Below are 13,209 nucleotides of genomic sequence, written 5' to 3'. Positions count from 1 at the left end.
TTCAACTTGTAAGAGCAGAATCAGAGCCCTCATTATCCGGATCGATCCCTTTCGTTTCTTTGCCAAAGAATAAAACCGTTAGCGCGCCTATGACAATCGTTACAAAAAAGATCATAAAAATAGATGGTATCGCGACTTGTTTAGCAACGAGCATCCCAACAAGATAGGGCCCAATGATACCCCCGACCCGGCCGAATGAGGCGGCAAAGCCGACGCCAGTTCCACGAACTGCGGCTGGATAGAGCTCAGGCGTATAGGCGTACATCCCTCCCCACGCTCCAAGGTTAAAGAATGAGAGACAAATGCCCGCAGCCAGCAGTACTCCTTCTGTCTCTGCGCTGCCGAACCAAAGGGCGCTGCCCGCGGTTAGCAGCAAATAAACCACCAGCACAAATTTTCGCCCAAACTTCTCGATAAAATAAGCAGCAGTGAAATAACCTGGCAGCTGGGCGAGTGTCATAATCAGAACATATTGAAAGCTTTTCACCAAATCAAAGCCCTTGAGTACCATCACTGAAGGCAGCCATAGGAACATGCCGTAATAGGAAAATACGACTGTAAACCATAAGATCCACAATGTTACTGTCGTTTTTCGATAGCGCAAGGACCATATGGATTTCATTCTGTCGCTCAGACTCAGCTTGCGGCTCTGCTGCGCATTGAAGCTGGGCGAGTCTTTAATGGCTCTTCTTAAATATAGGGCAAAAAGTGCAGGAACAGCACCGAGCGCAAACGCCATCCTCCATCCGTAATCGGGAATGATGAAGTAGGCAATCAAAGCCGCAGCAATCCAGCCGATCGCCCAGAAGCTCTCCAATAGGACGACTGCCCGGCCCCGCTCCTTGGCAGGCACAGATTCCGATACAAGCGTCGACGCAACTGGCAGCTCCCCGCCAAGCCCAAATCCGGCTATGAAACGCAGCGCGCATAAGACGATAAAGCTCGTTGCCAGAGCGGACAGACCGCTCGCAATGGAGAAGATGAGCAGTGTCCAGAGCAGGATCGCCCTGCGTCCGTATCGATCGGCCATCAAACCGGATACAGCGGCTCCAACTGCCATACCGGTCGAATTAATTGCCATCAGCAACCCAACTTGTTGTGAACCAAGCTGCCATTCTACTGCCAAAGCAGCTACGATAAAGGAGATCATTCCGACCTCCATCGCATCAAAAAGCCAGCTAAGCCCCGCGCTAAACAACAGTTTCCGCTGTTTCGGCTCGCGCAGCAATGTCATTTTACTCATATGTAAACCCCTTACCCTATGCTCAAGCTCTATTTGACTAGGCAGCATTTTCTATTTGTATGGATATCCTACTCTATATTACCACGTTTTCAAAGTTTCTAATGATTGCAGCCCTATTACAAAGAATATACCCTCTACAAGGCGGCAACAACCATCCTGCAAAAAAAAGAAGAGCACCCATGCTCGCTCAGCCATGGAATCGCTCTTCTCTCTATAACTGTATACTAACCCTTACTTAATCAAATCATCGCGAAGCGGCGTGAAGGAATCGAGCAGCGCCGAGGCTTTCAATGCGGTTACTCCGTGCCTCGCCCCGCTTGGTATAACGATGGACTCTCCTTGCCGGATCACTTGCTTCTCGCCGTCAATTGTAAATTCAATGGCGCCCCTCAAGCAATAGCTCAGCTGCTCATGCGGGTGAGCATGCTCATAACCAACCGCACCAGGCTCAAAATGAACCTCCATCAGCATCAGCGTTTTCCCCGGCTGCAAAATTTTACGTGTAACGCCAGGCTCCGCATTTTCCCATACTCCGATATTGCTCATCCGATTTCCTCCTCTACCTTCTACCATCCCATTTGTCTAGCCATGCTCCGCCATCGTCCCACATCAGCGAGTACTCATCCCTGATACCATCTGCTGTGATTGTCATTCGGTAGCTCTGATCCGACATTTCAGTTATCTGCAAAGCTTCCGTTTTCGCTATTTTTTCAATAACCTCTACTGTTTCTATAGACTCTATTGTATCAGCATAATCTACTGATTCAACGTTCCCAACCAGCTTTGCTCCTTCGGGCAACGGCTCTTGCTCCGAATCATAAAACAGCACTTGCGCAAAAACGATCGTTTGGCTGGTTTTCACCTGCATAATAAGTGAGGTCCGGTCCCGATCCGGCGGGTTATCCGGCGTCAAAGCCGAATAGATCTCCACAGGCTGAGAACTCCAAAAATGCTGCCTCAAGCTCCCTTTCTCCATTTTATAGCGAAAAGTTAGCGTTCTTTCGGAAATTCCACCAGCTACAAACCTACTTTTGTGCTTAAACCATTGCTGATCAAGCCTGCTTAAGCATACATCTGTCGATTGCCAGACCTTGTCCTCTTCCTCTTCAAGCCTCCCGCTAAAATGATTCATCCAGCTGATTTCCCGCGGCTCGCTTACATCTACCTTGACCATATCAAGCAAATAAAGCTCAGTCAGCACATTTATTCTTCTAATAGAAGCACCTTCATAAGCCAAGAGATCCCATGGGCTAAGCTCCGGGGGCAAAATAATCCGGTCCTTCATCTCATACGCTTCCGCTTTCCAGTCTACCATCGTTTCAGTCCATGTTCCCCACGGATGCTCCTCAAACCGAACAACCCGCCCATCCGCCGGAGGCTGGTCGGCGCCATTCAGGCACACCGTATTATGCGAGAAGGTATGCTTAAACCATCCGTAATGCGCGGGCACGCCATAAGCGGTCGTGCCCGGATCAACGATCAGCGGCACTTCCCCGCATACGACAGACAAGCCGAGCCGGTCCATATGGTCATGCTCGCCGCCGAACTTGCTGTGCTTCATGAACGCCTGCCAGCGCTTCGCATTAACCAGCTTCGTTATCCCACTCACAGGCATGGATACCGAACGGTGTGTTGCCTTCCACAGCTGTTCATCTTCAGAAGCGTCCGCAGGTGCAAGCTCACAGCCAAACAATAACGCTAGAATAGAGTCTCGCTCCACTGTCTTCACGCCTGTAAATGCCGTTTCCGCCCACGGCGTGCCATAGGCCGTATTCAGCAGCGAGCGATAGATTTCTTCTCCGAAAATATCCAGCGCTATTTCATAATAAGGTGCATAGGTATGAATGCCGCCCGCGCTTCCTGCATCATTGAAAGAAGGCATATAGCCATTTGGCAATATCCAATGAACCGGATAATCAAACATCGATTGGAGGCCAGACTCCTGCCAAATATCCCAAGGCGTTCCTTCTGCCATAAGCGCGTAGTTCAGCAGCGACTTGAACGCATAAAAATGATACTGAACATTCCCCTCGTACCACAGTCCATCAGCAAATCGGCCCCGCTTTATTTGGTCATATAGCCCATACTCTCCAGAGAGTCCGGCATGAATAATCCCCTCATCGTTCAGCAAAATGCCAAGGGAAGCGATCGCGGAAGTAATCAGCACCGCATGGTTATGGATTTGCTCCTCCTTGTGCGCGATTAAAAAATGTACGCAAGGCTCCAGCAAGCCATAACGGATATGAGCCTCTTCCTCATCAGACAACGAAGCCCGAATGAATTGAAAGCCTACGGACAAGTCAATAATCCAATGCGCCTCATCAAGCGTCTGGGCAAACAGCTTACCCGGACCGTTGTACGGGATGCTCCCGTGAATCTTATACCCTTCGTAATAGTCTGCATAAGACAGAAGAAACTGCTTCGTTTGATAGAGCAGCGCTTCATCCGGCTCAATAGCGTGAAGCATCGCCATATGGAAAACCGCTCGGCCTATATTCGCATGCACAAAGGATGTCCATGCGGAGTCAAAGGGTTCGCCAGACCATACCGTCCCGCATACCGGACATACATGCGCGTGCGGCTGCCCCCATTCAAAGGAGAGCTTCGCACCGTCATGATGGCAGTAGTACTGATGCATCCATTCTCCATATTCTGCCGGGCCTATCGTATACGAGATGCGTGATCCCTCTTCCGCTTCCTGTCGCAGCAGCCGCATAGCCGCCTCAAACTGCGGCAGACATGCGTTTGTTCTCATTTTCACCAGCCGTTTATCATTCATAACGCATGCCTCTTTCCCTACCCTTTCAGTGATCCTGCCGTCATCTGCATAAACGATTTGTTCGCGAGCATATAGACGATAAGCAGCGGTAAAATCGACAAGCAAGCCCCGGCCAGCATATAATGCGTCTGAACCGCTGCCGACGCTCCATAGCGCAGGTAGGAGAGTCCCACCGTTAATGTTTGAAGCTCGGGCGTATTCATCGTAAAGACGAGCGGCCTCAAATACTCGTTCCACGCCCCGCAGAACGTGAACAACGCTCCCACGCCAAGACCCGGTCTAAGGAGCGGCAAAATAATTTTCCAAAAGATTCCTGCATTAGAACAGCCGTCAATCCGCGCCGCTTCATCCAGCTCTCTGGATATTCCTTTCAGGAAACTAAGCAGGATGAAAAAAATATAAGCGTGGCCGCTGATTAATATCAAAATAACGCCCCATAAAGAGGTATGCAAATGCAGCTTGATCATCAGCTCGTATTGGGGGCGAATGACGACCGCACCTATCGAGATAAACATCGTCGATGCCTGTATCGCCACGAACAAAGCTTTGCCCGGAAAATTCATCCGTTCTACAACATAAGCAGCCATCGAAGCAACGATAAGCGTACCGATCGTTGTCATGCCGCTAAGCATGAGACTGTTCCAAGTAAAGCGGGAAAAGTTCGCTTGCACCCACGCCTCTGCATAATTTTCAAAATGCCATACCGATGGCAAAATGTTGCCGCCCGTAGAAATCTCTGCATTCGACATAAATGAACCAAACAACGTAACGATTATGGGAAACAAGATCAGGAGCGCCGTTGCAATCAAGAAAATCCAGAGCAGCAGCTGACCGCCTAATTTCCCTGTGCGAAGCGGTTTTCGTTTCTGGTTCGTTTGAACATGGGGTATAACTTCCGTCTTCATAGCATCCTCCCTTATTGCATTTTATTCATGCGATTAGACAGCAGATGGTAGACAAGCGTAATGATGCCTACAATTACGGCTGTAGTGAAGCCGACTGCGCTTCCGTAGCCGAACTGCTGGTCAACGACCGCACCGGAGGAAGGCGTAGGGAAAAATAGCTTATATACGTATAAATACATAACTTCAGTTTTTCCAACCGGGCCGCCCTCGGTCAGTACCATAATCGTTTCATAGCCTTTAAGCGAGTTGATAATTGCCAGCATAATAACGATTTGCAGAACAGGTCCAAGCATCGGAATCGTCAAATACCAAAACTGCTGTCTTTTGTTTGCACCGTCTAGCGAAGCACTCTCATACACATCATTCGGAATATTCTGGAGTCCGGCCAAGAACAACAGCATATAGTTGCCCACGGCGCCCCAGATGGCAATAATAATCGTAGTCATCATTGCGTTTTTGGGTCCAAGCCAGTCAATTCGCTCGGAGATAATATGAAACTTAAGCAAATACTGATTCAGCACCCCGTTATACGAATTAAAAATAATAAAGAACACGACAGCCATAACCGCGGAGCTGATGACCGTTGGCATAAAATAGATTGCACGAAGTACATTGCGGCCTTTGAGCTTCTGGTTCAAAATAACGGCTAGCAGCAGGCACAGCGGTATTGTTACAATCAGCTTGCCTCCCGCATAAATGAACGTATTCACTACGGAGTCCCAGTACTGGGTATCGGCAAGCAGCCTGCGAAAGTTGTACAAGCCGGTAAATCTAGCTTCGCCATAGCCTTTATAATCATAAAACATATACCGGATAGCCCAGCCTAGCGGATAGATGCCTAGTACAACCGTTAGCAGCAAGCTTGGAAATAAAAAAAGATAAGAAAAACTCATTTGACGCGCTTTGATCATCGTTTCCACTCCCGTACACTCTGTCTTAGGGGAAAGCAAAGGGTGGAGTCTGCACTCCACCCCGCATTGCTGTTCTTATGGTGAAGCCTTTATTTGGCACCCAGCTTCGTTGGATCAAACTCTGGTTTCGCTGCCGTGGTCACATCGCCGCTAGCAATCGCTTTATCAAGCGCCGCATTGTATCTTGTGTTCAAATCCTGAATGATCGCACCCAGATCCCCGCCGCCCAGCATATATTTAAAGAATGCATCATTGTACTTAATGCCCTCAACCGTAACAGCCGGACTTAATGGCCACGTAGCATCGTTGTCGCTTGGCAGGAAACCATCAATGCCATTGATGTCCGGTTTCGCGGCAACTGCCGAAATCGAAGGTACCATGGAGATGCCAAAACCTTTTTCATGATACGTTTTCAAAATTTCATCGCCGTACATATACTCCATGAACTTCCACGACGCTTCTTTGTTTTTGGAGGAGCTGCTCAGCGCCAGCCATTGGCCGCCAAGGAACGAGCTTGCTCCTTTGACTGTGCCATCAATTGTTGGCACAGGTGCCGCAGCCCAATCGATTTTCGCAGGGAATTGGTTTTTGTATACACCCGGCTCGGAAGAGAAGGAAAGGTACATGCCTAGCTTGCCTTCCGCAAACTGCGCGCGCAGCGGATCGATATCAAGCGACTCCATGCCCGGCAGCGTGCTTCCGTCGTCATACATTTGTTTGAAGGATTGAATTATGTCTTTGAAGCCTGCAAAGTCGAATTTTCCAGTTTTAAAATCATATCCGAAGCCGCCGTAACCGCTCACTTCAGCAATGACACGTGCAGAACGGCCAAACGCGCTATCTGCATTTTTGAAGTTTTGCGCGAAGCCGTAAGCGCCATCTGCCTTGCCGACAGCCGTTATTTTCTTGGCTGCGTCGACCATTTCCGCAAGGCTTGTTGGAGGAGCGGCAATGCCTGCTTTGGCGAACAAATCCTTGTTGTACACCAGCCTTAATGTCGAGCCATAGTTCGGCAAGCTGTACATTTTGCCATCAATTTGGTTAAAGTCCTGAATGACTGGGAACTGCTCCTTCATCTTGTCTGTCAGCATTGCATCAATCGGTGCAAGATAACCCTTAGTTACGTAAGTCTTGATCGTATTCTCCTTAACTCTGAACACATCCGGTCCCTGTCCGGAAGAAAACGCCAAGTCGATTGCCTGATCGTAATCATCCGTCTTGACGACCATTTCCACCTCGATGTTGTCCGTATTCGTGTCATTAAAGCTTTGAACAACCCCCTTGATATAGTCCATATCGTGGCGATCTCCGGTCCAATACACGATTTTTGTCTTTTTACCGCTTTTCGCTGGAGTTGTTGCGCCCTCCGATTCCGCAGGCTTGTTGGAAGCTCCGCTCTCCGCCCCTGGCGAATTGTTGTTTGTGCTTCCGCATGCTGCCAGTGATACGGCTAGAAATGAGCTCAGCACGATCGTTCCGAGTTTTTTGTACATTGGTGATCCTCCCTTTGTAGGTGAAACCGTTTGCTTGCTTCTTAACTATAAGAGATCAGAGCCACATAGGTAATGTGGCTACCTTGCGAATAAGGGCAGATATTTCATGTTTATCAAAACCCTGCTTCTATGGCTTTGGCGACCTGCCTAAGGAGATTTCCTTAAACTCTGTCGGCGTAAGGCCGGTCTGCTTTTTGAATACCTCGCTGAAATAACGCCGGTGTTCATAACCAAGCTCCTGCGCGATTTCCTGCACTTGAAAGTCCTCGATTAGCATCGATTTCGCCCGCTCGATTTTGGCCTGCGTGACGAATTGCTGGAAGGTCGTTCCCGACACTTTCTTGAATAAATTGGAATAATAACCCCAGCTTAAATTCGCCTGCCTTGCGCAATGCTCCAAAGTTAGGTCAAGCTGCAAATGCGATTTAATATAATCGATAGATCTATATATAATTTTTTGCGATTCGCTTGCCCTCTCCTTATCGATCAGCCTGCAGCCGATTTCGCAAAGCTCAGTCAACCATTGCCTATACTCCTGCAGCGACGAACGGCTTCCCCGTCTCGCCTCCTGCACCTTCGACTCAAACTCCTTCAGGCTGCTGCGTGGAAACTTCTCCAGCAGCACCCTAAGCATTCTCAGGGACAGGCCGTGAAAGAGATGCTCGACATCGCTAGGCTCGGGGAGCACGGAGGAGCTTTGCATTTCATCAAAAATGGAAGCAAGCCACTCTAGTGTCTTCTCTTTATTGCCCGAGCGAAACCCAAATAAAAATTCGTTTTCACTCTCTGTCGTATAAATCCATCCAGCGGCGCTGTCCTGCGCTTCTTGCTGGGAGCTAAATGCGCCATTTCCCCCGGTATAGAAATGATAAGACAAGGCGCTAAGCGCTTGCTGATAACTCTTCGGGAGCTCACGTACACTCCCCGCCTCCATCCCGATGCCGATGGAAATAGTAAACTTCGTGTAGCTGGCGATATTTTCGCAGCAGGAATCAGCAATCCGCATCAACCGATCCCCAGGCTGCGCCTGCATAATGCAGACGTAGCGATTAAGCGCCTCCCGAAAGATAACAGCCGATGTATGCTCCTTGATCGTCTCCTCAACGATATTTTGCAGGGAGAAACGCGCCAGCTCCAGCTCTTTCACAACCAAGCCGCCATATTTGTCCGTAAATTGGTCAATTTGAATTACCATGACCGCAAGCGGAGCCTGCAAAGGCGGCAGATCTAGAAATCCCCACCACTGTGAAATATCCGCCTCTTCGGTCTGATGATGGACAAGCAGCGACATATACTCCTGCCGCAGCGCGGGCAGGCTTTCCTTGATCTTTTTCTCCAGCCCAATGACATGCGAACGCTCCCGTTTGTCTTGCTCTGAGGCTTCTTTCGCCTTTAAGACAACTTTGATAATATCCTCGATTGAAAACGGCTTTTTCACATAATCAAGCGCCCCGTACTGGATCGCTTTTTTCGCATATTCAAAATCGGTGTAAGCGCTCAAAATAATAATTTTGCTATGAGGCAGCATTTCCACAATGCTCCGCGTCATTTCAAGCCCGTCCATCTTCGGCATTCGAATATCGGTCAAAATTATGTCCGGCGACGTTTGCCGGATGACCACAAGCCCCTCTTCGCCATTCGTGGCGCTGCCGACCACCTCGATCCCATGCTCCGCCCAAGGGATTTTGTGCTTCAGCATATCTACTACACTTCGAATATCATCTACAATGCACAATTTCACCGGTTGACCCATGTTACCCCATCCCTTCCGTCTGCTTCGGAATCCAAATCTCAATCCGGCCTCCGCCACTATCATTATTGCTTATGATCATGCGCTGCTGGTCGCCGTAGTACAGCTGGAGCCGATGATATATATTGCGGAGAGCATAGCCCTCATCCATCGTCGTTGGATGAATAATCGAAGCCATGAGCTGCTCGGGAACGAGACCCGTCCCATTATCCTCTACCGTCAAATGCAGCCAGTCCTCTTCCGATTGCGCATTAATATAAATTTCACCGCCTGATTCCCGATCTTGGAAACCGTGCAAAATGCTGTTTTCTACAAGCGGCTGAATGACGACTTTTGGAATTCCGCAGGCAAGCAGCTCCGGCTGCACCTCGATATGGCAAACGAATAGCTCCTCATAAGAAATCTGCTGAATGGCTAAATATTTGCGAACATGGTCAAGCTCATCCTTCAGCGTAATTAAGTCTCTCCCGCCGCTAAGACTAAGCTGAAACATTTGGGATAAAGCCAGAATCATCTCATTAACGTCCTTATTCTCGCCAAGCACTGATTTGCAATAAATTGTATTAAGCGTATTGTAAAAAAAATGAGGGTCCATCTGTGCGGAAAGCGCCTTGATCTCAGCCTTTCGCTTCTCACTCTCCCGCACCTTGACGTCTTCAATCAGCTGCTTGATTTCGTCCAGCATCCGATTAAAGCGAAACCCCACCTGGGATACCTCATCTTTGTATTCGCTTTCGAAACGTACGTTCAGATCATTTTCTTCCACCCGTTTCATCAATCTTTGAAGACTGTACAACGGCTTTAACAATAAATAGATCAAGTTGTTCGCTATGAATAATGAAAGAACCATCAATCCCAGTATGACGTAAATCGTTGCTTTCTTGATGCCGTTCAGTTTCGCTAGCAGGTCGCTCTTCGACTGGATACCAACAATCATCCAATCATTTTTTACCTCCAGTCTTGCGTAGTTCACCAGATATTCCTTTTTCTTATCCTTATAAAAAAACGATCCCATCATTTCATCGGTCAGCTGTTTCGTGAATGAAGAATGCTTTGTCAACTGATCCTCCTGACTCGATCGATTATCCAAATTCACATCTTCGCCCGCTGAATCTACAAAATAATACTGTTTCTCCGCTGTCGACAGATTTTCCATGAACAGCTCATACAAATCATCTTGCTTCACATTAATGACCACATAAACATTCGATCGCTTCTCGCCCAGCTCATTGACTCCCTCCACAACAAGGGAAATCACATCCTGTTTGTCCATAAAAAAGGCATCCTTATGCCCTTTCGTCCAAAAGCCTCGCTTTATTTCCTTGAAATGCTTATACAGATCCGAATCATAAAACGAGTTTGCCGTGTCCCGGACATTGGAGGTATGATAATAATCGCCAATTGGCGAAGCAATCAAAATGCTGTCAATCATCGAGTCATTGAATTTCACCTGCGAGAAAACACCTTGAAGTGAGGTCCACGTATTGTAATAGTGGTCTCGGTCATTGTTTTGTGCATCGGTCATCACCTGCTTGAACGGGTCGCTGAACATAAGCGCACGAACGGCAATACCGATGTTCTTAAGCCGTTCATTTACGATTTGAGCAGATTGGTTGACCGTATCCTGACTCGTTTTGAGCGCATTCCTCTGTATTTCCTTCGAAGCGATCCAATAAGCAATCCCTCCTGTTGCTGTAAGGCCAAACATGATTAAAACAACGAAGGTCAGCCATATTCTGTGCTTAAGCGATAGAGAATAATATAACTTTTTAACAAACGTTCCCCATTTTTTTTTGCTGAACATCATCATTCACCTCTCATCGCCTAAGTGGGCTTAGGCACACTCTACTTAATTATAATGGAAGTTAAAATAGCTAAACATGCGGCAAAGTAAGGGATGAGGACAGAATTCTAAAGATTTTAACATTGCGTTTGCAATATAAAATGGTTCGGAATAACAAAAAAAACCTCAACCCCTGTAATGAGGTTAAGGCTTTTGGACGTACTTTACTAGATATTTAAATCAATGCCCATCTGATCTAAGCTTTTGAATAGATATCCTTGCCGGCGAGCCTCGTCTATAATTCTGCCGAGCGCCTCGGTGTTGTCTTTGGAAATGGAATGCAGCAGGATGATCGCTCCGGGATGGAGCTGCTTAACAACCTCGTTATACGCATATTGTGATCCTCTTTGCGCATTCACATCCCAGTCCTTGTACGCCACTGACCAAAATACATTCGTATAGCCGAATTGTTTGCTAGCGGCAAGCATCCGTTCGCTGAATATGCCTCTTGGCGGCCTCAGATACTTCATTTCCTTCTGACCGGTCAGCGTTTCTACATGCTCCTTGACCTTATCGAGCTCCGTTTTGATGCTTGTTTCTGAGAGGGTCGACATATCCGGGTGACTCCAAGAATGGTTGCCTACAATATGCCCCTCCAGCACCATCCGCTTTAAAAGTTCCGGCTGATCTTTGACATAATGACCCGTTACAAAAAAGACCGCTGGTACTTGTTTATCTTTTAATACATCAAGAATACGCGGTGTGTAGCCATTCTCGTAGCCGTTATCGAAAGTAAGATATAGCTCCTTTTGCGTTGTATCCCCTAGAAACAAAGCGCCGTGCTTCATTACGATTTCTTTAAAGCCCTCCTCATCGATCGAAGGCAGACGCCCCTCCACGCTTTTCTTAAACCCGAAGTGGAATACCCCTGGCTGCCCAAATGCAGCTGCTGGACTTATAACGCCCCATAAGATCGCAATAAGCATGACAGCGACTCTAACCCTTTGCTTCAACAGTAAAGCCTCCTTATTCAATGAAGTGATTGCACTTCATCCGCATATTGCGTTTATATTTCCCCACAAACACATAAAAAAACCGCTATTTCCATAAGTCCTGTAGACTTTGAAAATAGCGGTTTATGTTGTCAATCATTCTGTTAAAAGATGGTCGGGACGACACGATTTGAACATGCGACCCCCTGGTCCCAAACCAGGTGCTCTACCAAGCTGAGCTACGTCCCGAGAAAAGATGGTGCCGTCGAGAGGACTTGAACCCCCAACCTACTGATTACAAGTCAGTTGCTCTACCAGTTGAGCTACAACGGCACATCGATTATGTCCACCAATGCTGGTGGTTTTTGATGCTTGCTTGGCATAACCAAGAGGCATCTTAAGAAAAATGGTGCCGTCGAGAGGACTTGAACCCCCAACCTACTGATTACAAGTCAGTTGCTCTACCAGTTGAGCTACAACGGCGTAACGGTTATGTCTACCTTTGCAGGTAGTTTTGATGCTTGCCTGGCAGCAACCAAGGAGCATCGAAAGAAAAAATGGTGCCGTCGAGAGGACTTGAACCCCCAACCTACTGATTACAAGTCAGTTGCTCTACCAGTTGAGCTACAACGGCATATGGATTTTTTTCACCATTTAAAGGTGTTTTGGTTGCGGGGGCAGGATTTGAACCTGCGGCCTTCGGGTTATGAGCCCGACGAGCTACCGGGCTGCTCCACCCCGCGTCATTTTGAAAGAAAAAATATGGTGACCCGTAGGGGACTCGAACCCCTGTTACCTCCGTGAAAGGGAGGTGTCTTAACCACTTGACCAACGGGCCTTGAAAAATTGGAACGGAGAGAGAGGGATTCGAACCCTCGCACCACTTACGCAGTCTAACCCCTTAGCAGAGGGTCCCCTTGAGCCACTTGGGTATCTCTCCAAACTTGGCTCCCCGAACAGGACTCGAACCTGTGACAACTCGATTAACAGTCGAGTGCTCTACCAACTGAGCTATCAGGGAAAATATGGTGGGCCTTAGTGGACTCGAACCACCGACCTCACCCTTATCAGGGGTGCGCTCTAACCAGCTGAGCTAAAGGCCCTAAGCATAAACATAAATCTTATGTAAGATCAATTGTTTATAATCAGGCAATCAAGTTGCGCCCTGAAAACTGGATACGAAAGATTAGGCTTGCTGAAGCCTTTTATGCTGCTGTCTACTGGATGTATGGGTCACAGTAAACGTGTTTAGGATAAGCCCTCGACCGATTAGTATTCGTCAGCTACACACATTGCTGTGCTTCCACCCCGAACCTATCAACCTCGTCGTCTTCAAGGGGTCTTACATACTGG

9 protein-coding genes, 9 tRNA genes and 1 rRNA gene are annotated in these 13,209 nt (G+C 47.9%); all 19 read right to left on the bottom strand.

Going from position 1 to position 13,209, the window contains the following annotated elements; translation table 11 throughout:
* Nucleotide 1: 1 nt before the first annotated feature.
* Nucleotides 2-1,243, bottom strand: coding sequence for an MFS transporter (locus tag AB4Z45_RS10420; protein WP_441909123.1), 1,242 nt, complete (start codon nt 1,241-1,243; stop codon nt 2-4).
* 231 nt (nt 1,244-1,474) lie between these two features.
* On the bottom strand, nt 1,475-1,789 hold the full coding sequence (locus AB4Z45_RS10415; RefSeq protein WP_441909121.1) for a cupin domain-containing protein: 315 nt from the start codon (nt 1,787-1,789) through the stop codon (nt 1,475-1,477).
* A gap of 13 nt (nt 1,790-1,802) precedes the next feature.
* Nucleotides 1,803-4,022 (bottom strand): heparinase II/III domain-containing protein, encoded by a 2,220-nt coding sequence (locus tag AB4Z45_RS10410; protein WP_441909119.1) that lies wholly within the window; start codon nt 4,020-4,022, stop codon nt 1,803-1,805.
* 17 nt (nt 4,023-4,039) lie between these two features.
* Nucleotides 4,040-4,927, bottom strand: a complete 888-nt coding sequence (locus AB4Z45_RS10405) for a carbohydrate ABC transporter permease (protein ID WP_441909118.1) — start codon at nt 4,925-4,927, stop codon at nt 4,040-4,042.
* 11 nt (nt 4,928-4,938) lie between these two features.
* Entirely contained in the window at nt 4,939-5,838 is a 900-nt protein-coding gene (locus AB4Z45_RS10400; protein WP_441909116.1) for a carbohydrate ABC transporter permease, read from the bottom strand.
* 89 nt (nt 5,839-5,927) lie between these two features.
* On the bottom strand, nt 5,928-7,331 hold the full coding sequence (locus AB4Z45_RS10395) for an ABC transporter substrate-binding protein (RefSeq protein ID WP_441909114.1): 1,404 nt from the start codon (nt 7,329-7,331) through the stop codon (nt 5,928-5,930).
* Between the two features lie 127 nt (nt 7,332-7,458).
* A complete protein-coding gene (locus AB4Z45_RS10390; RefSeq protein WP_441909112.1) occupies nt 7,459-9,084 on the bottom strand; it encodes a response regulator in 1,626 nt (541 codons plus the stop codon).
* A 1-nt stretch (nt 9,085) separates the two neighbouring features.
* The gene (locus AB4Z45_RS10385) at nt 9,086-10,891 is read right to left on the bottom strand and encodes a sensor histidine kinase (RefSeq protein ID WP_441909110.1); all 1,806 of its coding nucleotides are present in this window, start codon (nt 10,889-10,891) and stop codon (nt 9,086-9,088) included.
* Nucleotides 10,892-11,091: 200 nt separating this feature from the next.
* Nucleotides 11,092-11,850, bottom strand: coding sequence for a delta-lactam-biosynthetic de-N-acetylase (gene pdaA, locus AB4Z45_RS10380; protein WP_441909522.1), 759 nt, complete (start codon nt 11,848-11,850; stop codon nt 11,092-11,094).
* Nucleotides 11,851-12,028: 178 nt separating this feature from the next.
* A tRNA-Pro gene (locus AB4Z45_RS10375) sits at nt 12,029-12,105 on the bottom strand.
* Nucleotides 12,106-12,113: 8 nt separating this feature from the next.
* Nucleotides 12,114-12,189: transfer RNA gene (locus AB4Z45_RS10370), tRNA-Thr, on the bottom strand.
* A 74-nt stretch (nt 12,190-12,263) separates the two neighbouring features.
* Nucleotides 12,264-12,339: transfer RNA gene (locus AB4Z45_RS10365), tRNA-Thr, on the bottom strand.
* A gap of 75 nt (nt 12,340-12,414) precedes the next feature.
* A tRNA-Thr gene (locus AB4Z45_RS10360) sits at nt 12,415-12,490 on the bottom strand.
* Between the two features lie 32 nt (nt 12,491-12,522).
* A tRNA-Met gene (locus tag AB4Z45_RS10355) sits at nt 12,523-12,599 on the bottom strand.
* Between the two features lie 20 nt (nt 12,600-12,619).
* Nucleotides 12,620-12,694: transfer RNA gene (locus AB4Z45_RS10350), tRNA-Glu, on the bottom strand.
* Nucleotides 12,695-12,708: 14 nt separating this feature from the next.
* A tRNA-Ser gene (locus tag AB4Z45_RS10345) sits at nt 12,709-12,796 on the bottom strand.
* Nucleotides 12,797-12,801: 5 nt separating this feature from the next.
* A tRNA-Asn gene (locus AB4Z45_RS10340) sits at nt 12,802-12,877 on the bottom strand.
* Nucleotides 12,878-12,882: 5 nt separating this feature from the next.
* Nucleotides 12,883-12,959, bottom strand: a tRNA-Ile gene (locus AB4Z45_RS10335).
* 146 nt (nt 12,960-13,105) lie between these two features.
* A 23S ribosomal RNA gene (locus tag AB4Z45_RS10330) occupies nt 13,106-13,209 on the bottom strand; the annotation flags it as partial.

This window comes from Paenibacillus sp. MCAF9 (assembly GCF_052114265.1).
In the GTDB taxonomy this organism is placed as follows: domain Bacteria; phylum Bacillota; class Bacilli; order Paenibacillales; family Paenibacillaceae; genus Pristimantibacillus.
The sequence above is the reverse complement of the archived record's forward strand: the minus strand, read 5'-3'. Positions and strand labels throughout refer to the sequence as shown.